Source organism: Kitasatospora sp. NPDC002551, assembly GCF_040296005.1.
Taxonomy (GTDB): Bacteria; Actinomycetota; Actinomycetes; order Streptomycetales; family Streptomycetaceae; genus Kitasatospora.
In genome coordinates this window covers 1-26434 of record NZ_JBEOWI010000057.1, presented here as the reverse complement: position 1 = coordinate 26434, position 26434 = coordinate 1, and the positions used below count along the sequence as shown (strand labels likewise).

The following is a 26434-nucleotide window of genomic DNA, read 5'->3' as shown; positions in this document are numbered from 1 at the left end:
CCGGGGACCTACCGCCCGGCGACGGTGTCGGCGAGGCGGGCGAGCGGGGAGGTGCGGGGGCGGCGGCCGGCCGCCTCCCGCCGGTCGGCGGTGTGGTAGGCGGCGTAGAGGGCGTGCACGCCCAGCCAGCGGAGGGGTTCGGGCTCCCAGCGACGGACGGTGTGGCCGACCCAGGGCAGCCGGGTGAGTGCGGTGTCGTGGCCGAGGACGAGGTCGCGCAGGGTGCGGCCGGCCAGGTTGGTGGTGGTCACCCCGCTGCCGACGTAGCCGCCCGCCCACCCGAGGCCGCTGCGGCGGTCCAGGTCGACGGTGGCGCACCAGTCGCGGGGCACGCCGAGCACCCCGGCCCAGGCGTGCTCGATCCGGGCGCCGCGCGCGGCGGGGAAGAACGCGCCCAGGATCTCCCGGAGCTGACGGACGGTCGCGGGCTGGGTGGCGCCGTCGGTGTCCGTCCGGGAGCCGAAGCGGTAGGGGACGCCGCGCCCGCCGAGGGCGATCCGGTCGTCGGCGGTGCGCTGGGCGTACATGTAGGCGTGGGCGAAGTCGCCGAGCACCTCGCGGCCCTCCCAGCCGGTCTGCGCCCAGAAGGACGGCGGCAGCGGCTCGGTGGCGATCATCGCCGAGTTCATCGGCAGCCAGGTGCGCCGCTCGCCCGCGAGGCCGGAGGTGAAGCCCTCGGTGGCGCGCAGCACGTAGCGGGCGGTGACGGTGCCGTGCGGGGTGACCGCCCGGGGCCGGCGGCCGCCGCGGATCTCCGTCACCCGGGTGCCCTCGTAGAGGTCGACGCCCAGCCGCTCGACGGTGTCCGCGAGGCCGGCGGCGAGCTTGGCGGGCTGGACGCGGGCGCCGTGCGGGCTCCAGACGCCGCCGAGGGCGCCGGCGACGCGCAGCCGCCCGGCGGTCTCGGCGGCGCCGAGTTCGTGGACGCGGTCGGGACCGTAGCCGCGCTCGGTCTCGGCGAACTCGCGCAGCCGGGCCAGTTGGGCGGGGGTGCGGGCGACCTCCAGCACGCCGCCGCGCACCACGTCGGCGTCGATGCCCTCGGCGTCCAGGGTGTCCGCCACCTCGCCGACCGCCGCGTCCATCATCCGCTGCATCGCGGCGGCGGGCCGCTGCCCGTAGCGGCGGGCGAAGGCGCCGCGCCCGGCGAAGCCGTTGTAGAGCCAGCCGCCGTTGCGTCCGGAGGCGCCGTAGCCGCAGAACCGCTGTTCGAGGACGGCGATCCGCAGCCCCGGTTCGGCCTTCTTGAGGTAGTACGCCGTCCACAGGCCGGTGTAGCCGCCGCCGACCACGCAGACGTCGACCTCCCGGTCGCCGGGCAGGGCCGGGCGCGGCTCGGGCAGCCCGAGCCCGCCCCACCAGAAGGACACCCCGCCGTTCACACCCGTGCCACCGGATCCCACGGACCCCGACCTCCACCTCGCGCCGACCGTTTCCCGGGACGGTACGCCCGCGAGCCCTCCGCGAACCACCGGCAGCCTGCAAGGATCAGGTGCCCGGCCCGGGCACTCTGTCAGGCCAGCAGGCGTGCGAGGACGGCACCGGCCGGCTCGTCCCCGTCCGCCCCGGAGGCGGCGCAGCGGGCGTCGAAGGCCGCGTCGCGGGCGCGGGCGAGGACGGCGGCGTCCCGGTCGGGGTCGAGGAGGACGGAGCGTCCCGGGGCCAGGTGCAGCAGCACGCTCTCCGCGCTCCAGTCGGCGGTGAGTTCGACGAGGCCGGTGTCCGCGCCGGCCATGGCGTCGGCGAGGCCGCGCAGGGCGGTGAACGCCCAGATCATGCCGGGGAGTTCGAAGTCGACGCGGGTGTCGAAGTCGACGATGAGCGCGCCGGTGGCGTTGTCGTGGCGCAGGACGAGGCCGCCGTCCTCGTCGAGGCCGTGGAGGAGGGCGGCGTGGTCGCCGTCGATCCAGCGGTCGCACTCCGCGAGGGCGGCGGGCAGTTCGGCGCGGTAGCGGCGGCGGACGGCCTCCTCGCGCCAGGGGGTGCAGAGGCCCGCCCAGTCGGACGCGGGCCGGGTGGAGGGCGGGGCGACCGGCGAGCGGAGGAACTCCCGCAGCCGTGCCCGGTCCGTGGTGACCGCCGCCGTCACCGTGAGGTACCTCGCCATCTCCGCCCCTCCCTGGGTGGCCTGCCGCGCCGGGTGCGCGCGGCGCCGATTCTGCCCGCCCCCACCGACAGCGGCGGCGGGCGGAGCGGCGTGGAGCAGACCTCAGCCGAGGGTGGAGCCGGTGACGGGCTCACCGATCGGGATGCTCCGGCCGGCGAAGCCGGTCTTGACGAACTGCCAGGTCAGACCGTTGATCACGCCCTGGCCGAGGGGCGCGAACTTCGCGAAGGCGGGCTGGCTGAGGTCGATGTGGGTGGCGTCGCAGGACGGACACTGGTCCTTGACGGGCACGGTGAGGGCCTTGCCCTGGTAGGTCACCTTGACCGAGATGCCCTTGCAGAGCGGGTCGTTGTTGGGGTTGGCGGTGGTCCACCAGGTGTGCGAGACGGCGACGAGCAGCTGGGTGGCGGCGTTGATCTGGGTGCCGCAGGCGCCGTAGCCGGCGTCGTTGTAGTAGGTGGCCTTGCCGCTCATCGGCTGGTTGACCGGTATCGCGGCGCTCGCGGTGCCGGCGCTCAGGGCGAGCAGCGCGGCGGCGGCCACCGGGACGCCCGCCAGGATCCGGAGGTTCGGGACAACGCGCATGTGGGTCCTCCCAGTTGGGTCGTGTGAACAGGACCCTAGGCAGGCACCTCCGGAGCGGTACAGACATCTGACGTGTTGTCATGAACACAATCCGGGATGCTTTACCGGACCGGCCGAAGGAGGGACGATACGTGACCGCACGACTCCCCCGCGCGTTCGGCAGGGTGCCCGTTCCCACGCCCCCGGAGGCCCCGTGCGCACCATCGCCAAGCTCGCCGCCCTCACCGCCGTCCTCGCCCCGGCCCTGACCGGCGCCCTCTCCGGACCACCCGCCGCCGCACAGCCCCGGGAGGTGAACCAGGGCTACAGCATCCCGGTCGGCGCCGTCACCGACCTCGGCGCGCTCCCCGTCCTCGGCGGCCTCGGCCTGGACTTCGCCCGGCTACTGGGGGCGTGAGCGCCCGTCAGATGTGACGAGAGGCCCGCCCGGACGCGCTCCGGGGCGGGCCCTTCGTGCCCGGCGGGGTTTCTTCCGCTGCGAAAGTTAGTAATCCCGACACGCCCCCGACAGGCCGGAACACGCCGCCGCAGTCTTCCCGTCACCACCCGGCCATCCTCCGCAACATGCCGCCACACGGCCGCAACACCCCGTCCCACCAGGCAGAACGGGTGATTGACAGGGAGGCACGGGCTTCAGCACGATGAGCGCCGAGCCCACTCGCAGCGCCCCGGACCAGGAAGGAGGGCCGATGAGCACCCTTCACCGCACCGCCCCGGCCCGCCTGCGCTGTCGCTGTTGTCGCGGGGCCTTCGCCCGCTGATCCCGGCCCTCCGGCCGTCAGTCCTCCCCGGCACCCGTGTGCCGCCCTGCGCCGCGCCGCCCTGCCCGCCTCCGCCGCCGCCGGGGCGTCCTCGCGCATCCCCTTTCCCCTCCACCAGAGTCGAGGAATCGCCATGTCCACCTCCACCTCCCCCGCCACCGCCCTGCGCCTCACCCCGGCCGCCGGCCGGATCGGCGCGATCGTGCACGACGTCCGCCTCGGCGGCGACCTGCCCGCCGAGACCGTCGCCGCCCTCGAAGCCGCGCTGTACGAGCACAAGGTGCTGTTCTTCCGCGGCCAGCGGCACCTCGACGACGCCGGGCACGAGGCCTTCGCCCGCCTGCTGGGCCACCCGGTCGGCCACCCCACCGTCCCCAGCGCCGACGGCCGGTACGTCTTCGAACTGGACGCCACCAAGGGCGTGCGCGCCAACAACTGGCACACCGACGTCACCTTCGTGCCGTCCTACCCCAAGGCCTCGATCCTGCGAGCCCTGGAGCTGCCGCCGGCCGGCGGCTCCACCGTGTGGGCCAACACCGCGGCCGCCTACCAGGACCTGCCGCAGCCGCTGAAGACGCTGGCCGAGTCGCTGCGCGCCGTGCACACCAACGACTACGACTACGCGGCGAGCCTCGCGCTGCGCCCGGAACTGGCCGAGAACGCCGAGGTCGCCGACCTCTTCCGCAAGGTGTTCGTCTCGACGGCCTTCAGGACCGAGCACCCGGTGGTCCGCGTCCACCCGGTGACCGGCGAGAAGAGCCTCCTGCTCGGCGCCTTCGCCCAGCGGATCCAGGGCGTCTCGGGCGCCGACAGCAAGGCGCTGATCGCGCTGTTCCAGCGCTACGTGGAGCGCCTGGAGAACACCGTGCGCTGGGACTGGCAGGTCGGCGACGTCGCGATCTGGGACAACCGCGCCACCCAGCACTACGCGGTCAACGACTACGGCGACGAGCCGCGCCTGGTGCGCCGGATCACCCTGGACGGCGACCTGCCGGCGGGCGTGGACGGCACGGCGAGCCGGCTGCTGGAGCCCGTCGAGCCGCCGCGGGTCGCCGGGCTGGTGCCCGCCGAGCAGCTGGAGGCCGAGGCCGCCGAGAACTCCTGAGCCGGCCCGAACTCCCCGAACTCCCCGGAAGGCGAAGCATGTTCACCCAGGATCAGACCGCGGCCGGCACCCGCCCGCGCACCGGGGACGCGCGGCGGGACGTCAACGCCGCCGCCGTCCTGCGGGCGGTGCTGGACCACGGGCCGGTGGCCCGCAGCCGGGTCGCCGCGCTCACCGGTCTGAGCCCGGCCGCGGTCTCCCGCCAGGTGGTCGACCTCGTCCGGCTCGGACTGCTCCACGAGCGGCCCGAACTGGCCGGCCCCGGCGCCGGCGCGGTCGGCCGCCCGCAGCTCCCGGTGGACGTCGACACCGGCCGGATCGCGGTGGCCGGCCTGCACATCGGCCTGCCGTACACCACCTTCGCCTTCCTTGACCCACGCGGAAACGTGCTGCACCGCCGGGAGTTGAGCAACCGGGGCCGCACCGGCGCGGCGGTGCTGCGGCCGCTGCTGGAGCGGCTGCCCGGGCTGCTCGCCGACGCCCCGGACGGCCGCACCGTGGTCGGCCTCGGCGCCGTCGCCGGCGGCGCGGTCGACCGCGAGCGCGGGGTGGTCACCCGTCACGACCCGCTCGACTGGCGGGACCTTCCGCTCGGCGCGCTGCTGGCCGAGACCACCGGGCTGCCCGTCCAGGTGGACAACCACGCCCGGGCGCTGGCCCAGGCCGAGATCCTGTTCGGCCACCCGGCGGCCCGGCGCTCGCTGGTGCACCTGTTCGTCGGCCACGTGGTGGACGCGGCGCTCGCCGTGGCCGGCACCGTGCACGTCGGGCCGGCCTCGCCGACCGGGGACGTCGCCCACCTGCCGGTGCCGGACAGCGACGCGCCGTGCCACTGCGGCCGCACCGGCTGTCTGGCGGTCGCCGCCTCGGACACCACGCTGTTCGAGGCGGCGGCCGCCGAAGGAATCACCGAACGGCCCGACCGCGCCGCGCTGGTGGCCGCCGTCCGGGCCGGCGACCCGCGGGCCGACCGGCTGGTGCGCCGGCGCGCGGAGACCGTCGGCCGGGCACTCGCCCTGCTGGCCGACGTGGTCAACCCCGACCTGCTGGTGCTGACCGAGACCTTCGCCCTGCTCGACCCCGCCTACCTGGACGTGGTGCGCGACGAGTTCACCCGCCGCTCGCACCTGCGGCGCGACGCCGACCTGGTGATCGCCCAGCAGCGCGGCGCCGATGTGCTCGCCGTGGCCGCCGGAGCGGCCGCGCTCGGCACCCTGTACGCCCGCCCGGTGCACGCCCTGACCACCGCCCCGCGCTCGCCCTGACCGCCCCCGCACCGCCCCATCCCCGCAGAGGATCCCCACTCGTGACCAGCTTCCCCACCGCCTCCCCGCTCTCCCGCCGCGCGCTGCTGCGCGGCAGCCTGGCCGGTGCCGGCCTGCTGACCCTGGCCGCCTGCCGCTCGGCCGCCGACACCGCCGCCGGCCGCGGCGCCGGCGACGCGGCGGGCCCGCGCCGCGGCGGCGTCCTCACGGTCGGCGCCGGCGTCGACTTCACCCCGGCCCTGCTGTTCGCCCAGAGCGCCAACACCCTCGTCCAGCGGCTGGTCTTCAACACCCTGACCCGCTACGACGACCAGCTGAAGCCGCAGCCCGAACTCGCCACCTCCTGGCAGCTCGCCCCGGACGGCACCGAGGTCACGCTCCGCCTGCGCGAGGACGTCACCTTCCACAGCGGCCGCCGGTTCACCGCCGACGACGTGGTGTTCGCCGTCAAGAACCTGCAGAACCCGGCGCGTTCGGCCCAGCTGCGCTCGACCGCCGCCGCCGTCAAGGACTTCCGCAAGAACGGCGACTTCGAGCTGACCCTCGTCCTCGCCCACCCCGTGAGCAACATCTTCGACCTCTTCGAGTTCATGATCGTGCCGGACTCGGAGAGCGTCGAGGAGGCCTTCGCCGGGACGAAGCTGGTCGGCACCGGCCCCTACACCCTCACCGAGCGCAAGCCCGGCAGCTCGATCACCTTCGCCCGCAACGAGAAGTACTGGAACCCCGGCCGCCCCTACCTCGACGGCGTCGAGATCCGGGTGATCCCCCAGAGCGAATCGCTGCTCTCCTCCCTGAAGACCGGCCAGACCCACCTCTCCTACCACGTCCGCGGCAAGGACCTCGCCGCCCTGCGCAGCGACCGGCAGTTCCGCATCACCTCCTACGACACCGGCGGCGGCGCGTACTACATCGGCGTCAACCTCACCGCCGAGCACGTCGGCGACAAGCGCGTCCGGCAGGCCATCGCCTGGGCCGTCGACCGCGAACGGCTGGTCCAGCAGGCGCTCGGCGGCCACGGCACCGTCTCCGCCACGCCCTGGCCCAAGTCCTCCCCCGCGTACAGCGCGGAGGCCGCCGCCCACTACCGCCACGACCCGGAGCGGGCACGGCAGTTGCTCAAGGACGCCGGGCTCACCGGCATCACCCTGCCGTTCGCGCACAGCAACGACCCGGGCAACACCGCCGTGGCGCAGGTCCTCCAGTACGACCTCCAGCAGGTCGGCATCGAGACCGTGCTGCAGCCCACCGACTCGCCCACCATGCAGAAGCAGCTCATCGCCCAGTCCATGCCCGCGCTGTGGACGCTGAGCCACGGCTTCGCCCAACTCCACCCCGCCACCCTGGCGGTGAGCGCCTACCCGTTCAACGAGGCCAGGAACAGCTCCCACTTCAGCTCGCCCGCCTACACCGACATCGTGCAGCGCGCCTGGAAGCGGCCGGACAGCGACAGCGACGAGGCCAAGGCGCTCTACCGGCGGATCACCGACACCCTGCTGGACGAACAGTTCGTGATCGACCTCGCGATCGCCGGACTCACCGAGGTCGCCGGCGGCAAGGTCAGCGGCGCCACCCTCAACAAGTTCGGCTACCTCAACCTCGACGACGCCTACTTCACGGCCTGAGCGGACGGCCCGAACCATGCGAAGCTTCCTCCTCAAGCGGCTGCCCTCCGGGCTGCTCGTCCTCCTCCTCGCCTCCTTCGTGGTCTTCCTCATCCTGCGCCTCATCCCCGGCGACCCCGCCACCACCCTGGCCGGCCCCGACGCCGGACCGCAGGCCGTCGCCGCGATCCGCGCGCAACTCGGCCTGGACGAACCCCTGCTGACCCAGTACCTGCACTGGCTCGGCGCGCTGCTCACCGGCGACCTCGGGCGCAGCTACGCGATCGGCGGCCAGGTGGCCGAGCTGATCGGCGACGGGATCGGCGCGACCGTCCAACTCACCGCCGCCGCCCTGCTGCTGGTCGTGCTGCTGGCCCTGCCGCTGGGCGTGCTCGGCGCCACCGCCGAGCGCCGGCCGGTCGCCGCCGCCGTCCGCGCCTTCACCACCGCCGTGCTGGCCGTACCGCCGTTCGTCACCGGCGTGCTGCTGGTGCTGCTCTTCGCGGTCACCCTCGGACTGCTGCCCGCCGGCGGCCACGAGTCCCTGCTCGACGCCCCCGACCTCGCACTGCAGTACCTGCTGCTGCCCGCCGTCTGCCTCGCCCTGCCCAGTGCCGCGGTGCTCGCCCGCTACCTCAAGGACGGCATCGAACGGGCGCTCGCCGAGGACTACGTGCGCACCGCCACCGCCGCCGGCGTCTCCCGGCGCCGGATCGTCTGGCGGCACGCCCTGCCCAACGCGCTGCCGTCCGCCGTCACCGTGCTCGGCCTGCAGATCGGCCACCTGGTCGCCGGAGCGGTGCTGGTGGAGCGGATCTTCGCCTGGCCCGGCCTCGGCCAGCTCGTCGAACAGGGCGTGCTGCGCCGCGACTACCCCGTGGTGCAGGCCCTGCTGCTGCTGACCGTCGCCGGCTACGTCGCCGTCCAGCTGCTCACCGACCTCGTGTACGCCTGGCTCGACCCCCGGATCCGGTGGGAGTAACCGATGACCGCCCTGACCGCCCCCGCCCCGGCGCGCCCCGCGCGCGCCGCCGTCCGCAACCGGTACCTCGCCGGGCTGCTCACCGCCCGCGGGCTGACCGGGCTCGCCCTGGTCGGCACCGTCGCGCTGGCCGGCCTGCTCGCCCCGCTGCTCACCGGCCACGACCCGAACGCCCAGGGACCGCTCGCGCTCGCCGGTCCGAGCGCCGCGCACCCGCTGGGCACCGACGACCTCGGGCGCGACCTGCTCAGCCGGGTCCTGCACGGCATCACCACCGACCTCGCGCTGACCTTCGGCGCCGTCCCGGCGGGCGCGCTGCTCGGCTGCTCGCTCGCCCTGCTGGCGGCCACCCACCGCTGGGCCGACACCGCCGTCCAGCGGCTGTTCGACCTGGTGCTCGCCTTCCCCGGGCTGATCCTGGCGCTGGCCGTCACCGCCGTGCTCGGCCCGGGCCGCTGGCCGGTGTTCATCGTCATCGCGCTCGCCGAGATCCCGCTGTTCGGGCGCCAGTTGCGCTCGGGCATCCTGGTCCAGCGGGAGCGCGAGTACGCGCTGGCCGCCCGGGTCGGCGGCGCCTCCCGGGCCCGGGTGCTGCTGCGGCACGTGCTGCCGAACGCCGTCGACCCGCTGATCGTGCAGAGCGCGGTGGCGCTGTCGGTCGGCGTGTTCATCGAGGGCGCGATGAGCTTCCTCGGGCTCGGCGTACGCCCGCCGGAGCCGACCCTCGGCTCGATCCTCAGCCAGTCCGTCGGCTACCTCGCCACCCACCCGACCTTCGCGGCCGCCCCGCTGGCCGCGACCACCGCGCTGGTGCTCGGCTTCACGCTGATCGCCGAGGCCCTGAACCGGGGGATCCGCCGATGACCGCCACCGCACCGTCCGAAGGCACCGCCGCCCGCACCGACCGCGCCGTGCTGCGGGTCACCGACCTCACCGTGGCGTTCGACGGCACCACCGCCGTGGACGGCGTCGGCTTCGCGCTGGCCGCCGGGGAGACCCTCGGCCTGGTCGGCGAGTCCGGCTCCGGCAAGTCCACCACCGCGCTCGCCCTGCTGCGCATGCTCCCGGCCGGCGGCCGGATCACCCGCGGCTCGGTGGAGCTGGCCGGCCAGGACCTCGCCGCCCTGCCCGAACCGGCGCTGCGCGCCGTCCGCGGGCGGCGGATCGCGATGGTCTTCCAGGACCCGATGTCCTCGCTCAACCCGGTGCTCACCGTCGGCAAGCAGCTCGACGAGGCGCTGCGCGCCCACGGCAACCACCCCGACAAGCGCGAACGCGCTTCCCGCTCCCTGGAGTTGCTCGACCTCGTCGGCATCCCCGACGCCGCCGCGCGGCTGCGCGACCACCCGCACCAGTTCTCCGGCGGCCAGCGCCAGCGCATCATGATCGCCCTCGCCCTCGCCAACGACGCCCAGGTGCTGGTCGCCGACGAACCGACCACCGCCCTCGACCCGACCGTCCAGCAGCAGATCCTCCGCCTGCTCACCCGGATCAACCGGGAGACCGGCACCGCGCTCGTGGTGATCAGCCACGACCTCGGGGTGATCGCCCGGACCTGCCGCCGGCTGCTGGTCATGCGCGACGGCCGGGTGGTCGAGTCCGGGACCACCGACGAGGTCCTCACCGCACCGCAACACCCCTACACCAAGCAGCTGTTGGCCGCCGTCCCACGCCTGGAGACGCCCTCGCCGGCCGCCGCCAACAGCACGCCGGGGGCCGAGCCGCTGCTCACCGTCGGCGGCCTGCGCAAGACCTACGGCGCACGGCGGCGCGCGGTCACCGCACTGGACGGCGTCGACCTGGTGCTGCACCCCGGCGAGACGCTCGGCCTGGTCGGCGAGTCCGGCTCCGGCAAGTCCACCCTGGCCCGCGCCCTGGTCCAGGTGCACGCCCCGAGCGGCGGCGAAATCCTCTTCCGGGGGCAGGCGTTCGGACGCGGCGGCGAACGGGCCGCGCGGCGCGAGGTCCAACTGGTCTTCCAGGACCCGTACTCCTCGCTGAACCCCCGGATGACCGCCGGGCAGATCGTCGCCGAACCGCTGATCGCGCACGGCTTGGGCGACCGGGCCGCCCGCGCCCGGCGGGTGGCCGAGCTGCTGGAGCAGGTCGGCCTCGACCCCGAGAGCGCCGGCCGGCACCCGCGCGCCTTCTCCGGAGGCCAGCGCCAACGCATCGGCATCGCCCGGGCGCTGGCACCCGAGCCGAGCGTGCTGATCTGCGACGAGCCGGTCTCCGCCCTCGACGTCTCGGTGCAGGCCCAGGTGCTCGACCTGCTCGCCCGCCTCCAGCGCGAGCTCGGCCTCGCCCTGCTGTTCATCGCCCACGACCTCGCGGTCGTCCGCCAGGTGAGCCACCGGATCGCGGTCATGCACCGCGGCCGGATCGTCGAGACCGGACCGGCCGACCGGGTCGTCACCGCGCCCGAGCACCCGTACACCGCCGAACTCCTCGCCGCCGTCCCCCGCCTGGACACCCGGCCCGCCGCCCTCACCACCACCCGGAGCACCGCATGACCGCCGCACCGCGCCACGACGCGTACCGCGACCCGTACGCCGGCTTCCCCGGCACCGTCGGCCGCACCTTCCGCGACTCCGCCCCCGCCTGGCCCCGGCGGGTCCGCCCGCGCGAGGGCGCGCCCAACATCGTCGTCGTCCTGGTCGACGACCTCGGCTACAGCGACATCGGCCCGTTCGGCGCCGAGATCCCCACCCCGGCCCTGGACGGCCTCGCCGAGCGCGGCGTCAAGCTCGCCAACTACCACACCATGCCGCTCTGCTCCCCCGCCCGCGCGGCCCTGCTCACCGGCCTCAACCCGCACCGGGTCGGCTACTCCTTCGTCGCCAACGCCGACCCCGGCTTCCCCGGCTACGGCATGGAGATCGCCGGCGACATCCCCACCCTCGCCGAACTGCTGCACGACGCCGGCTACGCCACCTACGCCGTCGGCAAGTGGCACCTCACCCGCGACTCCGCCTCCAACGCGGCCGACAACCGCGCCAACTGGCCGCTGCAGAAGGGCTTCGACCAGTACTACGGCGTCCTGGAGGGCCTCACCAGCCTCTTCCACCCGCACCAACTCGTCCGCGACAACAGCCCGCTGGACATCGACGACCTCCCCGACGGCTACTACTACACCGACGACATCACCGACCGCGCCATCGACATGGTCACCTCGCTGCGCGCCCACGACGCCGACAAGCCGTTCTTCCTCTACCTCGCCCACAACGCCGTGCACGGCCCGCTGCAGGCCAAGCCCGAGGACCTCGCCCGCCACCGGGGCCGCTACGACGACGGCTGGGACGCGCTGCGCGCCGACCGGTTCGCCCGCCAGCTCGCCGCCGGCCACTTCCCGCCCGGCACCGAACTGCCCGACCGCAACACCGAGTCCGGCCACGAGGTCGGCCCGTGGAGCGAGCTCACCCCCGCCCAGCGGCAGCTCTACGCCCGCTACATGGAGGTCTACGCCGCCATGGTCGACAACGTCGACCAGAACCTCGGCCGGCTGCTGGACACCCTCACCGCGCTCGGTGAACTCGACAACACCATCGTGGTGTTCACCTCCGACAACGGCGGCACCGGCGAGGGCGGCGCCGAAGGCACCCGCAGCTACTTCAGCCGCTTCGTCCACCACCCCCGCCTGCCCGCGGACTGGAACCCCGACGTCGAACGGGAGACCGAGCTGATCGGCGGTCCGCGCTCGCTCGTCCACTACCCGCGCGGCTGGGGCATGGCCTCCAACACCCCGTTCCGCCTCTACAAGGGCCAGACCCACGCGGGCGGCGTCCGGGTGCCCTTCGTGCTCTCCTGGCCCGCCGGCCTCCCGCGCACCGAGGGCGACCCCGGCGTGCGCACCCAGTACCAGTACGTCACCGACCTGCTGCCCACGCTGCTCGACCTCGCCGGCCTCGACCGGCCCGCGCGGCGCGGTGGAACCGAGGTCCAGTCGCTGGACGGCACCACCTTCGCCCCCGTGCTGCGCGACCCGGCCGCCCCCTCCACCCACCCCGAGCAGTACTGCGAGATGACCGGCAACCGCAGCTACTACCGGGACGGCTGGAAGCTCGTCACCCTGCACCGCCCCGGCGCCCCGTACGACGACGGCGAGTGGGCGCTGTACGACCTGCGCACCGACCCCACCGAGATCCACGACCTCGCCGCCGAACACCCCGGCCTGGTCAAGGAGCTGTCCGAGGCCTGGGAGGCCGCCGCCTGGCGCAACGGCGTCTTCCCGCTCGCCGACGCCAGCGGCGCCCTCGCCCTGCGCCACCCCGACGACGCCCGGCTGCGCCGCCCGCTGCGCCTGCTCGCCGGCACGCCCGAACTGGAGCGGTACCGCTCGTCCCGGCTGATCTCCTTCCGCTCCTTCGCCATCGAGGTCGAACTCGCCCGGCACGGCGCCGGGGACGCGGGCGTCCTGGTCTCGCACGGCGACCAGGGCGGCGGCTACAGCCTCTACGTCGAGGACGGCCGGCTGAACCTCGCCTACAACCAGTACGGCGAACTCCTCGACACCGACGCCGGCCCGCTCGCCCCCGGCGCCCACCTGATCACCGTCGAGGCGACGGCCGTGGCCGGGCTGCGCTGGGACTTCCGGCTCCTGGTGGACGGCGCCGAGACCGGTCGGCTCGGTCCCGTCCACCAGCTCATCGGCATGGCCCCGTTCCAGGGCATCAGCGTCGGCGTCGACCGCCGGTCCCCCGTCTCCTGGCCGGTGTACGAGCGCCACCGCTCCTTCCGCTACAGCGGCGGGCTGCGCGCCGTCACCTACCTTCCCGGCGCCCCGGCCCCCGACGACCCCGAAACCGTCGCCCGCGCCCTGCGGGAGGCCGCCGCCGCGTTCGAATGACGGATCATCACGCTATCCTCCGGAAGGCCATGTCGTCCGTCTGTCCGGGGGAACAGTGATCAACGAAATCCTGCCCGCGCCCGTCGTCGTCGAGACCGCCTACTCCGACCCGCCCGAGGCCCGCCTCGATGCGGAGGAGGAGGCGGTCATCGCCCGCGCCGTCGAATCCCGCCGCCGCGAGTTCACCACCGTCCGCCACTGCGCCCGCCTCGCCCTCACCCGCCTCGGGGTGCCCTACCGCCCGCTGCTGCCCGGCCTGCGCGGTGCCCCCGGCTGGCCGGAGGGCGTCATCGGCTCGCTCACCCACTGCGCCGGCTTCCGCGCCGCCGCCGTGGCCCGGGCCGAGGAGGTCCTCTCCCTGGGCATCGACGCCGAGCCCGCCCTCCCGCTGCCCGAGGGCGTGCTCGACGCGATCGCCCTCCCCGCGGAGCAGGAGCGCAACACCGCCCTGGCCGCCGCCGACCCCGGCACCCCCTGGGACCGCATCCTGTTCAGCGCCAAGGAATCCGTCTACAAGACCTGGTTCCCGCTCACCCACACCTTCCTCGACTTCTCCGAGGCCGACCTCGTCCTGCGCACCGACGGCACCTTCACCGCCACCCTCCTCGTCCCCTCCCCCCTGCCCACCCTCGCGGGCCGCTGGCGCGTCCACGACGGGCACCTCGCCACCGCCATCACCGTCCTGCGGTAGGCGCCGATGACTCTAGGCTCTTCCTCCGGGCCGCCGTACGGCAGTCGGGGTTCGTTCGGCCCGAGGGAGACGGGGATGAGCACGGAGATCGTTCAGCTGGCGCAGCAGGCCGGGCCGTACCTGACGGCGGCGGCGAGCGCGTACGGCGGCGCGGTCCCGGTCCGGGCCGAGGAGACCGCCGCCGACGCCACGGTCGACCTGGGCCGGCGGATCCTCCAGGCGGTGTTCCGGCGGGGCGGCGCGGCCGAGCAGGCCGCCCTGGAGAAGGCGGTCCAGGAGGTCGCGGACACCCCCGAGGACGCCGAGCTGCGTGCCGAACTCGCCGCCCTGCTGCCCGCGCCCGCCGCCGGCGCCGTGACGATCACCGCCTCCGGTGAGCGGTCGATCGCCGCGCACACCATCACCACCGCCATCACGGGCGACGGCCACCGCGCCGACGCGTGACCGGCGGCAGCTTCGAGGCGGCGGGCGCGGGCTCGATCTCCGCGCACGGCATCGGCACCGCCCACACCGGCGACGTGATCGGCCTGCCCGCCGAGATCCTCCACGCGGCCCGCGACGTCCAGGCCCCGGGCGGCCTGACCAGCCTCGCGCCCGTCCCCCTGTGCATCGGACGCGAGGACGCCCTCGCGTGGCTGCGCACCACGCTCACCGAGGCCGGCGGGACCGCGATCACCCAGGCCTCGACGGTGCACGGCCTCGGCGGGGTCGGCAAGAGCACGCTCGCGCTGGCCTACGCCCACCGGTACCGCGCCTCGTCACGCTCATCTGGTGGGTCACCGCCGACACCCCGGCCCGCATCGAGGAGTCCCTCGCGGACCTGGCCCGCCGGCTGCTGCCGGCCTGGCCCGGCACGGCCTCCCAGCAGCAGCGGGCCGAGTGGGCGCAGGCCTGGCTGCAGTGGCACCCCGGTTGGCTGCTGGTGTTCGACAACGTCGAGAACCCCGCCGACGTCCACCGCTACCTCGGCGCGCTCGGCGGTGGCCACCACCTCGTCAGCAGCCGCCGCGCCACCGGCTGGCCCGGCACCGTCCGCACCTGTCCCCTCGGCACCCTGGACCCCGACGAGGCCGCCGAACTGATCTGCCGGTACGCCTTCCCGGACGGCGCCCCGACGGCGCGCGAACGCCGGCAGGCGCGCGAACTCACCGCCGAGACGGGCCATCTGCCGCTCGCGCTGGAGCAGGCCGGCGCCTACCTCCGGCAACGACGACTTCCACGAAGCCCTGGGCCTCCTGAACGCCTACAGCATGGCCACCGTCACCCGGCACACCATCAGCGTCCACCGCCTCGTCCAGACCGTCCTGCGCACCACCGCACCGCCCGAACCGGACGGCTCCCCCGCCGGACGCCATGCGGCGGAACTCGCCCTGCTGCGGACTCTCAACCCCGAGGAGGAGCCGGAACCGGTCGCCACGGCGGAGTGGGACGCCCTCATGCCGCACCTGGTCGCGCTCGCCGCCACCCGAACCGGCGATCCCCGGAACGACCATGCGACCGCCCTCTACCGGACCGCGGCCGAACGCCTGCACGGGCAAGGACATTCGGCACGCGCCATCCCCTTCCTCCAAGCCCTTCTCCGCCTACGTGAGCAGGTCCGCGGTGACACCCACCCCCGGACCCAGGCCAGCCGCCGCTACCTCGCCGCCGCGATCCGCCGCCGCGACGAGCGCGCGGGCGCGCGGCGCGGAGCTGAGCGGATCCGCCAGGAAGTCGCACCGCCGCCGGTGGGCGGTCGGGCTCTCAGATCCACCCGTGCCGATGGGCCTGCCGGAGGGCGGCGCCGGGGTGGGTGGTGCCGAGCTTGACGGCGGCGCAGGTGAGGTGGTGACGGACGGTCGCCGGCGGGAGGGGGACGGGGGTGCCCGTGGCGGTGAGGTCGAGGACGTCGAGTTCGTCGGCGGTCAGGACGGTGGTGTCCGGGGCGAGGGTGTCCGGGTGAACGTAGCGGCCGCCCCGATGGACGGTGCGGACGACGCGGGCGAGGTCGGCGGCGGAGACGCTGCGCGGCAGGAAGGCCCGGGCCCCCGCGCGCAGGGCGCGGCGCAGGTCGCCCGGGCGGTCGTGGGTCGTGATGATCACGGTCGGGCAGGGCGGCAGCGGCGAGCCGCCGAGGCCCGGAGACCGCAGCGCGAGGACGGCGACGTCGGGCCGCCGGCGGACGGCCAGGGCTGTCGCGGCCGGGGCGGAGTCGGCCTGGGCGACGACGGTGAGGCCCTCCTCCAGGGCCAGCAGGGCGGCCAGGGCGGCCCTGCGGCCGGGCTCGTCGTCGGCCAGCAGGAGGCGGAGGGCGGGGAGGCGCTCGGTCATGTGGTTCAGCCTCCCAGTGGCCCCGGGGCGGCAGAAGTGCGTGCACTCACCGAGGGTGATGAAACTCCTCAGCGGCGTCCCATGACAAATGTCATGACGGTCCATTGCCCGGATCGACGGAGGCGGGGGAAATCCACAGGTCGGGGCAGAGGTGGGGCCGGGGGCTCATGCATCTGGGACAGGAGTGGGGCGAGGGTGGTATCAGTTCACCCGCACAGAACCGAGCGGGTCGCCGATGATTACGGAGAGTCACAATGAATAGTGAATCCGCTACCGAGATACCCGCCCTGCTCGTCACGGTGAACCTGTGGGAGCGGTCCGGGCCCGCCGACAAGCCGCTCGCGTACGGCTTCCTGACCAGCACGGCGACCGTGCTCGTCCCGGAACCGCCCGAGGAGTTGTCGAGCCCCTGGCGGCGGTACCTCGTCCGCATTTCCCGGTCGCCCGGACCCGACGGCCGGACCGAGTCGATCCTGGCCGGCGGCATCAGTCTGGCGGCGGTCGACGGGGAGGGGATCACCACCGCGGCGGCGGTCCTCACGCTGGTCCGCCCGACGGCGTTCACGGTCCCCGTCGTGCACTCCACCCCGGAGCGGGTCGCCGAACTCCTGATCCGCCACCACGGCGACCAGTGGGCGGCCCACGCCGAACTCGGCTTCCGGGTGGTGCGCCCGGAGAAGGACTCCGCTCCGCCGGACCGCTGGTGGCTCGGACCCGCCTTCGCCGGCGACGTCGTCTCCAGCGTGAAGGCCTTCGGCTGGGGCACCTGCTGCACCAGCCCCCTCTGCGGACACCACGCCGTGGATCCGAACGACGATCCGTGGCGCGCCGCGACCGGCTGACCGGATCAGGAGCGACTGTCATGACCGCAGTGACGCCGGAGGGCCGGCTCTGGACCGGGCACAACGGGCCGGGCGGGTGGGTCCTTTGCTGGCAGGACATCGCGCTGGCCCTCGCGGCGATCGTCCCGGAACTGCTCTACTTCGGCAGCTTGACCGGCTCCTGGGTGAGCTCGGAGCAGCGTCTGGGGATGGTCCTGCTCGCCCTGGCGGAGGCCTCCGCGCTGGTCCTGCGGCGTCGCTGGCCGGTGGCGGTGTTCGCCGCCGTCTGGGTGATCTCGTCCCTCGCCAGCGTGCTCACGCTGGGCGGCGTCCTGGACTACGTGCCGTGCTTCGGCCTCATGATCGCCCTCTACACCGTCGCCGCGCAGTGCCGCCGACCCGTCGCGCTGACGGCCCTGGCGCTCAGCACCGTTCCGCTGGGGCTGGCGATCAGTTACAGCGTCAGCGATCGCCCGAGCCAGGACTTCGGCCCCGTGCTCGTCGCGAACCTCGCGTTCTACCTCCCGGTGACGCTGGTGGTCTGGGGCTTCGCCCGGTGGAGCCGGGCCGCCGAGAAGGCGGCCGAGCGCCACCGGGAGGAGGTCGCCGAGGCACGGATGCGGGTCACCCAGGAGCGGGTGCGGATCGCGCGGGAGCTGCACGACATCGTCGCCAACGCGGTGGCCGTCATGGTGATGCGGGCCGAGACGGCGAAGGTCACCGCCTTCGAGGACCCGGCGCGCGCCGAGGCGTTCGGGCACATCGAGACGCTCGGGCGGTCGACGATGGCCGAGCTGCGGCACATGCTGCGGCTGCTGCGCAGCTCGGAGGCGGCGGTCGAGGAGGGGTACACCCACGGGCTGGGCGATCTGGACCATCTGCTCGACGACGTCCGCGAGGCCGGCGTGCAGATCTCCCTCGAAGTGCGGGGCACACCGCAGCGGATCGACGACAGCGTGGGCCAGACCGCCTACCGCCTCATCCAGGAGGCCGCCACCAACATCACCAAGCACGCCGGCCCCGGCACCCGCGCGGTGGTGCGGGTCACCTGGGACCGGGCGCTGCTCATCGAGGTGGTGGACGACGGTGCCGGGCGCCCGCCGGAGGCACGTCACGAGCTGTCCACCGGGAACGGGCTGCTGGGGCTGCGCGAGCGGGTGGCGCTGTACGGCGGGCTGTTGAGCGCGGCCCCGTACGGTCCCGGGTTCCGGGTCGCGGCGGCGCTGCCGGTGTCCACGACGGTCGGTGCGACCGCGGCGCCGCGGTGAGGAGGGGGAAGAGCACGAGGAGGCCGCCGGTGGGCGGCCTCCGAGGCGCGGCGGCCTAACGGAACGCGTCGGAGAGGCGGGTGAAGGTGCGGCCGGCGGCCAGCAGGGCGGGGAGGGCGGCGGCGACGCCGCGGGCGGTGCCGGAGGCGGGGCGGTTCATGTGGGCGATGACGATGTCGCCCGGTGCGGCGCCGGCCAGCTCCCGCTGGACCTGGGCGGCGGGGAGGGTGGCGCCGCCGTCGGCGTTGGTGCTGAAGCCCGCGACCTGCTGGCCGAGGTCGGCGGCGATGCGGGTGGCGACGTCGTCGTAGTGCGCGGTGCCCGAGCGGAAGAAGCGGGGCGGGCGGCCGAGGAGGGCGGTGAGCTTCGCCAGGTTGCCCGCGATCTCGTCGTAGGCCTCGCCCGGGTCACGGGTGCCCGCGATGCCGTAGGCGGAGCGGCCGGTGACGGAGAGCGGGCGGTGCGCGGTGCCGTGGTTGGCGATCTCGAAGAGCGGGTCGGCGGCGAGGGACTCGAAGACGGCGGGGTTGGCGTCGATCCAGCGGGCGTTGAGGAAGAGGGTGGCGGGGACGCCGTGGGCGCGCAGGGTGTCGACGAGGGCGGCGTCGTAACCGGAGCCGCCGGAACCGCCGCAGGCGTCGAAGGTGAGGGCGATGGCGGGGGCGGCGGCCTCGGGGAGGGTGGTGAGCACGCCGGGGACGTCGAGGCCCCAGGCCGCGGGGGCGTTACCGGCGTAGCGGGCGGTGACGGTGGCACGGAGGGGGACGGGGGCGGGAGCGGCGGTGAGGGCGGAGGCGGGGGTGGGGGCGACGGTGGGAGTGGGAGTGGGGGTGGTGACGGACGCCGTGGGGGTCTCCGTGGGCGTCGGGATCGGCGGAGCCGGAGGGGTCGTGGGAGCCACCGAAGGCGGCGGGGTGCCGGTCGTCGGGGTACCGGTCGGCGGGGCGGAGGTCGGCGGGGCGGAGGTCGGCGGGGGCGGCGGCGCCGGACGCGCGCAGGCGGCCAGGGCGGTGCCGGCCGTGGCCGCCAGGAGGGTCCGCCGGCTGAGTGACATGAGGACTCCGGAACTGTCTGACTGTCAGATGATCTACGTCTATAAGAGGCCCCCAGCACCGGGCCGCGCAACCCGGGTGGCCTTCACGGGCCCGCCGCTCGGCGGTGGGGTCCGGCTCACCGGGGGTTCATCGGAGCGGGTAGGAGGCGGGCCGCAGGCAGACCAGGAGAGAGCGGAGGCTTCCGATGGCGGAGGACGTGCGGGACGACGGGGCGCGGCTGGGCCGGCGCGGATTACTGGCGGCGGGGGCGGCACTCGGGGCGGCAGCGGCGACCACGGCGGCGACGGGCGTCGCACGGGCTGCGGACGGGGCCGGCGGGGCCGGCGGCCCGGACACGGCCGATCGGACGATCACCCTGTCCGGCAAGCTGCCGACCGGTGCGCCCGACTTCGTCCACCTCCCCTTCGACGTCCCCGCCGGGGTCCGGGAGATCGCCGTCGCCTACCGCTACGACAAACCGCCGGTGCCGGCCGGCACCCCGGGCAACTCCTGCGACATCGGGCTCTTCGACGAACGCGGCACCGACCTCGGCGGACGCGGCTTCCGCGGCTGGTCGGGCGGCTTCCGGAGCGAGTTCGCGGTGAGCCGGGAACAGGCCACCCCGGGTTACCTGCCGGGCGCGATCCGCCCGGGCCGGTGGCACGTGGTACTGGGTCCGTACCAGGTGGCGCCGCAGGGGCTGGAGTACCGGGTCGACGTGACGCTGCGGTTCGGCGCGCCGGGCGGCGAGTTCACCCCCGCCTACCCGCCGGAGCGCGCCCGGGGGCGCGGGCGGGCCTGGTACCGGGGCGACTGCCACCTGCACACGGTGCACTCCGACGGGCGCCGCCAGCCGGCCGAGGTGGCCGCCGGCGCGCGCGAGGCGAAGCTGGACTTCATCGTGTCGACCGACCACAACACCACCTCCTCGCACGGGGTCTGGGGCCCGCTGGCCGGCCCGGACCTGTTGATCGTGCTCGGCGAGGAGGTGACCACCCGCAACGGCCACTGGCTGGCGCTGGGCCTGGAGCCGGGCCGGTTCGTCGACTGGCGCTACCGCTCGCGCGACGAGGTCTTCCCCCGGCTCGCCCGCCAGGTGCGGCGGCAGGGCGGGCTGGTGGTGCCGGCGCACCCGTACTGCCCGTACGTCGCCTGCCAGTGGAAGTTCGGGTACGAGCACGCGGACGCCGTCGAGGTGTGGAACGGCCCGTGGACGTACGACGACGAGTCGGCGGTGGACACCTGGGACGCCGGACTGGCGGTGGCACTGCGCGACGGGCGGTCCTGGCTGCCCGCGATCGGCAACAGCGACGCGCACAGCGTCCCGCAGGTGATCGGCTCGCCGCACACCGTGGTGTTCGCCGAGGACCTCGACCGCGACGCCGTCCTGGCGGGCCTGCGCGCGGGCCGCAGCTGGCTGGCCGAATCGGCGTCCGTCCAGCTGGAGTTCACCGCCACCGGCGACGGCCGGCAGGCCGGGATCGGCGAGGAGCTGGCCGTCCCCGCGGACGCGCCGGTGGACGTCCGGCTCGCCGTCTCCGGGGTGCCGAACGGCACGGTGCGGTTCCTGACCGACGAGGGCCAGCTGCACCAGGAGTCGCTGCCGGCCGACGGCGCGGGCACCGTGGTGTGGCGGACCACCGCCTCGCTCGCCGCGTACGTCCGGGCCGAGGTGCGGCACCCGAAGGCGGACGGGAGCCCGGGCCGGGGCAACTCGATGGGCCCGGACCTGCCGTGGGGGCCGATGGCGGCGCTGACCAATCCGATCGTGCTGAGGGTGCGGAGGTAGCGGGGAGGCGACGGGACGGCGGAGGTCCGGGGAGGGGAGGACTCCGGGGTGTGCGGTGGACTAGGTTGATCTCCGACAGCAGTCACTCGTATGACGAGAGGGTCGGCTGTCCGTATGGCCGGGTTCGATGGCCGGGTTCGCCCGCGCGCTCCGGCCGTCCCGCCCCGGCCCCGTCCGTCCCCGGCCCGCGAAGGGATCAGCAGCTGTGAACCGTACGACCGTAGGTGGGCCGGAGCTCGGAGGCGGACGGGGAGCGGGCAGCGTGGTCGTCCTCTCCGACCCGGCCGCCGGCGCCGGGAGCGGCGCGGTCGCCCCGCTGGTCGCGGAGGCGCTCTTCCCGAGCGTCCACCTGCGCGCGGAGGACTTCCGGCGGGCGGTGCGGCAGGGGTACGTCGAGGCGGACCGGCCGGAGGCGCGGCGGCAGAACGTGACCGCGCTGGCGGCCACCGCGCAGGCGGCCTTCGCGTTCGCCTCGGGCGGGTACCAGGTGGTGGTGGAGGGATCGGTCGCGCCGACGGCGCTGGACGCCTTCCGCCGGGAGAGCCGGGCGACGGGGGCGGCGCTGCACTACGTGGTGCTGCACGGGGGCGCGGTGGCGGAGGCGGACGGCTCGGCCACCGAGGACGCCGGGGTCACGGCCGACACGGTGCTGGCCGGGCTGCGGCGGGGGGCGTACCTGCTGGGGTGGTGACCGCCGGGGCGGTGACCGCGGCCCGCGGAAAGGGGGCGGCCCCCGGTCCGGGGGAGACCGGGGGCCGCTTGTGCGGCCGGCCGCCCCGGTGTCCGCGCTCCCACAAGGGCGGAGACCGGGGCGGCCGTTGGCCCGGCGCCCGCACGGGGGACGGGCGCCGGTGGCGGTGCCGCCACCCTGGTCTACGGGTGCCGGCCGGGGAACGGTTCACGGCGTTCCGCTTCCGGGCGGACGGTTCCCCAAAGGGCACACAAGGGCACGGAAGGGGCATCGGCACCGGACGTCACGGCCGCCGGACCGCACCGCCGACGCCGCTCAGCCGCTCAGCCGCTCAGCCGGCCCAGGCCATGCCGTGCGCCTCCAGGATCGGCCGCAGGGCGCGGACGGCGTAGAAGTTGCGGGACTTGACCGTGCCGACCGGCACCCCCAGCACCCGCGCCACCTCCGCCATCGACCGCCCCTTCATGTGCAACTCGACCAGCACGTCCCGGTGGTGGGGCTGCAGCTCGGCCATCGCCGCCGCCATGTCCTGGGCCACCAGCACCTCGTCGTACGGGTCGTGGCTGCCGGCGTGGTCCTCGGGGGCCTCGTCGGCGACCTCCTGGGCACGGGCCATCTGCATCCGGTAGTGGTCGATGGCGATCCGGCGCGCCACCGTGAACAGCCACGGGCGGCTGTGCTCGGGGCCGCGGTGCATGGCCGCCGGGTTCTGCCAGGCCCGCAGCAGGGTCTCCTGGACGATGTCCTCCGCCTTGCCCCGGTCGCCGCTGGTCACCCGGAGCATCGCGCGCAGCAGGTAGCCGCCGTGCAGCCGGTACAGCTCGGCGAGGATGTCCTGGTCCAGGGTGGGCCGGGCGCCCGCCGGGGCGACGGGCCCCCGGGGCTGCTCGGTGGTCGTCCCGGCGTGGGCGGTAGCGTCGATGGCCACGGCTGTTGAGCCCCTTACGACATTCGTCATTCGTCGGCACCCCGGTCGATGGCCGGTGGTCGGTGCCTGGGTCGATCGCTGTCTCGGCGCGCGGGGGCGGGCCACGGCGGGCGTGCCGCTCTCCCGGGCGCTGCCACGCTTGCAGCCGTCGCCAACGGGGGGCCAACGGCGGACCAACGCGGGCGCGCCGGGCCGCGTTGGCGCGACGTTGGGGCGGCGTTCGCGGCCCCCGCCGATCGCCCGGCGGCCGGCCCGGGCCGTCACTCCGGGCGGCGGCCGCCCCGGTTCCGCCCGGCGCGCACCGCGGCCGCCGCCAGGCCGACCAGCGCCGCGCCGCCCAGCCCGGCCCCGGCGACCGCCGCCGCCAGCCGCTCGGCCGAGCGGTCGGCCGGCGGCGGGACGACGACCGGTTCGGCGGACGGCACCGCGCCGCCGCCCCCGGCCTGGGGCCTGGCGGCGCTCCCGGCGGCCACGGCCGTCATCGGGTCCACCGTGCCCCAGCCGACCGCCTGATCGGGCAGCGCCGTCCCGGGCCGGTAGGCCGTCGCCCGCAGCCGCTCGGCGAGCTGCTCGGCGGTCAGCGAGGGCGAGCGGCCCAGCACCAGGGCCGCCGCCCCGGCCACCAGCGCGGCGGCGTAGCTCGGGCCGGAGGCGGTGAAGGTGCCGCCGCCCGGTCCGGGGGCGAGCAGTGCCATGCCGGGCGCGACCAGGTCCACCCGCGAGGCCCGCCCGGCGGGGGCGCCGGAGGACGCCGACGGAGCCTCGGTCGCCGCACCGCCCGCCGGGGCGCCGTCGGCGCCGAGCGCGGCCACCGCGAGCACGCCCGGGTACCCGGCCGGATAGACCGGGGCGGCCACCGCCTGGCTGTCCGGGCCCACCGGGGCGACCAGCAGCATGCCCTTGACGGCGGCGTAGCCGACCGCGTCGGCCAGGGCCTGGGCCGGCTCGGCGATGGGCGCCGCGACCAGGGCGATCCGGGCGCCGCCGTCCGCCGCCGCGCGGATGCCCCGGGCGAGCAGGTCGGCGTTGGTGCTTCCGGCGTCGTCGGTGGCGGCGACGGCCAGCACCTTCGCCCCGGGCGCGATGCCGGACGGGCCGCCGTCGCCCGTCCGGCGGCCGGCGATCAGGCCCGCCAGGACGGTGCCGTGGCCGACGCAGTCCCGGCCCGCGTCGCCCTCGCCGTGCAGCCGGGGCCCGAGGGTGAGCCGCCCGGCCAGCGCGCCGGAACCCGCTCCCGTGGAGGCGTCCACCCCGGAGCCGATCACGGCCACGGTCACGCCGTCGCCCCGGCTCAGCGGCCAGACGGCCTCCGGCCGCAGGTACGTCTGCGCCCAGCTCGCCCGGTCCGCCACCCGCCCGGACGGCTTGCGGCACCCGTTCTGCCGCACGTCGGGCAGCGTCTGCCCGGCCGCCGGAAGCTCCGCCGCCCCCGCCGGGGCACCCCCGCCGTCCGCCCCCGGCACGGCCGCCACCGCCGTGGGCCCCGCCGCGGCGGCCACCCGGACCGCGCCGGCCGGCGCCTCCCACGCCGCCACAGCCGAGACGGCGGCCACGGCCGACGGCTCCCGGCCGAACCGGAGAGCCGCCGGGGAGGCCGGCCCGGCCGCGGCCGGGGATGCGGACACGGCGGACCCGTCCAGGGCGGGCCCGGCGGCCCCGGCCGGAGCAGCGGCCGGCGCCGGCACCAGCGGGGACGGCCCCACCACCGCCGGACGCACCGGCACCGGCCCCGACCGGCCCGCCGGGCCCGTCACGGCCGACGCCTCCCGGGCCGACACGGCCGCAGCCGCCGCGAACGCCGCGGGCCCCGGGCCGGGGAGGCCGACCGGACTCGCCACGACCCGCCCCGCCGGGGCCGGCCCGGCCGCGACCGGGGAGGGGGCGGCCGTCGCCGCCGACGGGGTGAGGACCGCGAGGCCGCAGACGGCCGCCAGGGCGGCGGTGGTCGCGGCGGTCACCCGGGGCTGCCCGCGCGGTCGACCGCGATGTCCTCGGGCAGGAGCAGGCTCAGCTCCGACAGGTCCGCGACGTCCAGGCGGCTGAGGCGGCCGGCCTGGCGGGTGATCATGCCCTCCAGGGTCTGCCGGGCGAAGCGGCCGTTGCCGAAGGTGCGGTCGCGCGGAACGGTGCCGAACAGCTGCTGGAGGGCGACCAGCGTCTCCGGCGCGCACTCGTACCCGGCCGAGACCGCGTGGTTGCGCACGATGGTGACCAGCTCGTCGTCCGCGTAGTGGCCGAAGTCGATCTGCCGGGAGAAACGCGAGGCCAGACCGGGGTTGGAGGAGAGGAAGTGCCGCATCTCGTCCTCGTAGCCGGCCACGATCACCACCACCTCGTCGCGGTGGTCCTCCATCAGCTTCATCAGGGTGTCCACGGCCTCCTGGCCGAAGTCCCCGCCGCCGCCGTGCCGGGGCGTCAGGGTGTACGCCTCGTCGATGAAGAGCACGCCGCCACGCGCCTTGTCGAACGCCTCCTTGGTGAGCTGCGCGGTGTGGCCGACGTAGCGGCCGACCAGGTCGGCGCGGGCCGTCTCGATCAGCTGGCCGCCGGGCAGCACGCCCAGCTCGGCCAGCAGCCGGCCGTAGAGCCGCGCCACCGTGGTCTTACCGGTACCGGGCGGGCCCGCGAAGACCAGGTGGTGGCTGATGGTCGCGGTCGGCAGGCCGGCCTCCTCGCGGCGGCGCACCTGGCGGATCAGGTTGACCAGGTCCTCGACCTGCTCCTTCGCGGCGGGCAGGCCGACCAGGGCCTGGAGCTCGGCCAGCGGCTCGGTGCCGTCGGCCTCCTTCGCGGGCGGCTCCAGCTCCACGCCGACGTCCGCCGGGACGAGCAGCGCGAGGTCCTCGTCGCTGATCTCGGGCTGTTCGGCGAGCCGGGTGGCCTGCCGGTCGACCATCTCCTCGAAGACCTTGCGGGCCGACCGGCCGTTGCCGAAGTCCTCGCCGCGCGGCATCCGCTCGAACAGCACGGTCAGCGCCGCCCCGGTGCCCTCGGCCAGCTGGTAGCCGTGGCCGGAGGCGGCGCGCTCGACGATGGTGACCAGCTCGTCGACCTCGTAGTTGGCGAACTCGACGGTCCGGCTGAACCGGGAGGCCAGGCCGGGGTTGCTGGCCAGGAAGTCGACGATCTCGGCGGAGTAGCCGGCCACGATCACCACCACGTCGTCGCGGTGGTCCTCCATCAGCTTGACCAGGGTGTCGATCGCCTCGCGCCCGAAGTCCGGGCCGGAGCCCGAACCGGACCCGGCCGAGAGGGTGTACGCCTCGTCGATGAACAGCACGCCGCCGAGCGCCTGCTGGAACACCTCGGTGGTCTTGATCGCGGTGCCGCCGATGATCGAGGCGACCAGGTCGGCCCGGGCCACCTCGGTGAGGTGGCCGCTGCGCAGCACGCCCAGCTCGGCGAGGATCGCGCCGTAGAGGCGGGCGACCGTGGTCTTGCCGGTGCCGGGCGGGCCGGCGAAGACCAGGTGGCGGCTCATCGGGAGGGCCGGCATGCCGGCCAGTTCGCGGCGGCGGGCCAGCTTGTTGAGGTTGACCAGGGTGGCCACCTGCTCCTTGACCCCGGCCAGGCCGACCAGCGACTCCAGCACCTCCAGCGGGCCGGGCGGCGCGGCCGGGGCGGGGGCGCCGCCGGGCGCGCCGCCC

At 75.4% G+C, this 26434-nt stretch carries 23 protein-coding genes; 14 read left to right on the top strand and 9 right to left on the bottom strand.

The features are described from left to right. Positions 1-8: 8 nt before the first annotated feature. The 3 genes from ABT093_RS33315 to ABT093_RS33305 all read right to left on the bottom strand — a co-directional run bounded on the left by ABT093_RS33315 (position 9) and on the right by ABT093_RS33305 (position 2692). Positions 9-1370, bottom strand: coding sequence for an NAD(P)/FAD-dependent oxidoreductase (locus tag ABT093_RS33315; RefSeq protein WP_350570733.1), 1362 nt, complete (start codon positions 1368-1370; stop codon positions 9-11). A 143-nt stretch (positions 1371-1513) separates the two neighbouring features. Continuing rightward, a complete protein-coding gene (locus tag ABT093_RS33310; RefSeq protein WP_350570732.1) occupies positions 1514-2107 on the bottom strand; it encodes a hypothetical protein in 594 nt (197 codons plus the stop codon). Positions 2108-2209: 102 nt separating this feature from the next. Then, positions 2210-2692, bottom strand: a complete 483-nt coding sequence (locus tag ABT093_RS33305; protein ID WP_350570730.1) for a cysteine/serine endopeptidase inhibitor — start codon at positions 2690-2692, stop codon at positions 2210-2212. A 193-nt stretch (positions 2693-2885) separates the two neighbouring features. On the opposite strand from ABT093_RS33305, the gene ABT093_RS33300 reads away from it, so the two are divergent. From ABT093_RS33300 to ABT093_RS33255, 10 genes are all read left to right on the top strand, one after another. After that, positions 2886-3089 (top strand): hypothetical protein, encoded by a 204-nt coding sequence (locus ABT093_RS33300; protein WP_350570728.1) that lies wholly within the window; start codon positions 2886-2888, stop codon positions 3087-3089. Positions 3090-3586: 497 nt separating this feature from the next. Continuing rightward, entirely contained in the window at positions 3587-4558 is a 972-nt protein-coding gene (locus ABT093_RS33295) for a TauD/TfdA dioxygenase family protein (RefSeq protein ID WP_350570727.1), read from the top strand. Between the two features lie 38 nt (positions 4559-4596). Next, positions 4597-5823: an ROK family transcriptional regulator gene (locus ABT093_RS33290; protein ID WP_350570726.1), complete on the top strand. Its 1227-nt coding sequence runs from the start codon at positions 4597-4599 to the stop codon at positions 5821-5823. A 41-nt stretch (positions 5824-5864) separates the two neighbouring features. Beyond that, positions 5865-7448, top strand: coding sequence for an ABC transporter substrate-binding protein (locus tag ABT093_RS33285; protein WP_350570724.1), 1584 nt, complete (start codon positions 5865-5867; stop codon positions 7446-7448). A gap of 16 nt (positions 7449-7464) precedes the next feature. Next, positions 7465-8409 carry an ABC transporter permease gene (locus tag ABT093_RS33280; RefSeq protein ID WP_350570722.1) on the top strand — a complete coding sequence of 315 codons (945 nt, stop codon included), beginning with the start codon at positions 7465-7467 and terminating at the stop codon, positions 8407-8409. A gap of 3 nt (positions 8410-8412) precedes the next feature. Then, complete coding sequence (locus tag ABT093_RS33275) at positions 8413-9273, top strand: ABC transporter permease (RefSeq protein ID WP_350570720.1); 861 nt, start codon at positions 8413-8415, stop codon at positions 9271-9273. Continuing rightward, positions 9270-10922, top strand: a complete 1653-nt coding sequence (locus ABT093_RS33270) for an ABC transporter ATP-binding protein (RefSeq protein ID WP_350570719.1) — start codon at positions 9270-9272, stop codon at positions 10920-10922. The genes ABT093_RS33275 and ABT093_RS33270 overlap by 4 nt, the downstream gene beginning before the upstream one ends. Continuing rightward, positions 10919-13255: an arylsulfatase gene (locus tag ABT093_RS33265; RefSeq protein ID WP_350570717.1), complete on the top strand. Its 2337-nt coding sequence runs from the start codon at positions 10919-10921 to the stop codon at positions 13253-13255. The genes ABT093_RS33270 and ABT093_RS33265 overlap by 4 nt, the downstream gene beginning before the upstream one ends. A 55-nt stretch (positions 13256-13310) precedes the next feature. After that, the gene (locus ABT093_RS33260) at positions 13311-13946 is read left to right on the top strand and encodes a 4'-phosphopantetheinyl transferase family protein (RefSeq protein ID WP_350570715.1); all 636 of its coding nucleotides are present in this window, start codon (positions 13311-13313) and stop codon (positions 13944-13946) included. 75 nt (positions 13947-14021) lie between these two features. Next, positions 14022-14390 (top strand): hypothetical protein, encoded by a 369-nt coding sequence (locus ABT093_RS33255; RefSeq protein ID WP_350570714.1) that lies wholly within the window; start codon positions 14022-14024, stop codon positions 14388-14390. 289 nt (positions 14391-14679) lie between these two features. On the opposite strand, the gene ABT093_RS33250 is transcribed toward ABT093_RS33255, so the two are convergent. Together ABT093_RS33250 and ABT093_RS33245 are read right to left on the bottom strand one after the other, a co-directional pair. Further along, on the bottom strand, positions 14680-15153 hold the full coding sequence (locus ABT093_RS33250; protein ID WP_350570712.1) for a hypothetical protein: 474 nt from the start codon (positions 15151-15153) through the stop codon (positions 14680-14682). Between the two features lie 536 nt (positions 15154-15689). Further along, positions 15690-16256, bottom strand: coding sequence for a response regulator (locus ABT093_RS33245; protein WP_350570711.1), 567 nt, complete (start codon positions 16254-16256; stop codon positions 15690-15692). A gap of 254 nt (positions 16257-16510) precedes the next feature. On the opposite strand from ABT093_RS33245, the gene ABT093_RS33240 reads away from it, so the two are divergent. Beyond that, the gene (locus ABT093_RS33240; RefSeq protein ID WP_350570709.1) at positions 16511-17098 is read left to right on the top strand and encodes a hypothetical protein; all 588 of its coding nucleotides are present in this window, start codon (positions 16511-16513) and stop codon (positions 17096-17098) included. 20 nt (positions 17099-17118) lie between these two features. Beyond that, entirely contained in the window at positions 17119-18345 is a 1227-nt protein-coding gene (locus tag ABT093_RS33235; protein ID WP_350570708.1) for a sensor histidine kinase, read from the top strand. A gap of 55 nt (positions 18346-18400) precedes the next feature. Here the strand turns inward: ABT093_RS33235 and ABT093_RS33230 are convergent, their stop codons facing one another. Then, positions 18401-19399, bottom strand: a complete 999-nt coding sequence (locus ABT093_RS33230; RefSeq protein ID WP_350570706.1) for a polysaccharide deacetylase family protein — start codon at positions 19397-19399, stop codon at positions 18401-18403. Between the two features lie 185 nt (positions 19400-19584). On the opposite strand from ABT093_RS33230, the gene ABT093_RS33225 reads away from it, so the two are divergent. Together ABT093_RS33225 and ABT093_RS33220 are read left to right on the top strand one after the other, a co-directional pair. Next, positions 19585-21168, top strand: a complete 1584-nt coding sequence (locus ABT093_RS33225; RefSeq protein ID WP_350570705.1) for a CehA/McbA family metallohydrolase — start codon at positions 19585-19587, stop codon at positions 21166-21168. Positions 21169-21430: 262 nt separating this feature from the next. Next, a complete protein-coding gene (locus ABT093_RS33220; protein WP_350570703.1) occupies positions 21431-21859 on the top strand; it encodes a hypothetical protein in 429 nt (142 codons plus the stop codon). Between the two features lie 331 nt (positions 21860-22190). Here ABT093_RS33220 and ABT093_RS33215 read toward each other — a convergent pair whose 3' ends face one another. From ABT093_RS33215 to ABT093_RS33205, 3 genes are all read right to left on the bottom strand, one after another. After that, on the bottom strand, positions 22191-22787 hold the full coding sequence (locus tag ABT093_RS33215) for a sigma-70 family RNA polymerase sigma factor (protein ID WP_350570702.1): 597 nt from the start codon (positions 22785-22787) through the stop codon (positions 22191-22193). A gap of 260 nt (positions 22788-23047) precedes the next feature. Then, positions 23048-24745 carry a S8 family serine peptidase gene (locus ABT093_RS33210; protein WP_350570700.1) on the bottom strand — a complete coding sequence of 566 codons (1698 nt, stop codon included), beginning with the start codon at positions 24743-24745 and terminating at the stop codon, positions 23048-23050. Beyond that, positions 24742-26434, bottom strand: a 1693-nt coding sequence (locus ABT093_RS33205; protein WP_350570698.1) for an AAA family ATPase, incomplete at its 5' end; no start/stop codon positions are given. The genes ABT093_RS33205 and ABT093_RS33210, both read right to left, overlap by 4 nt.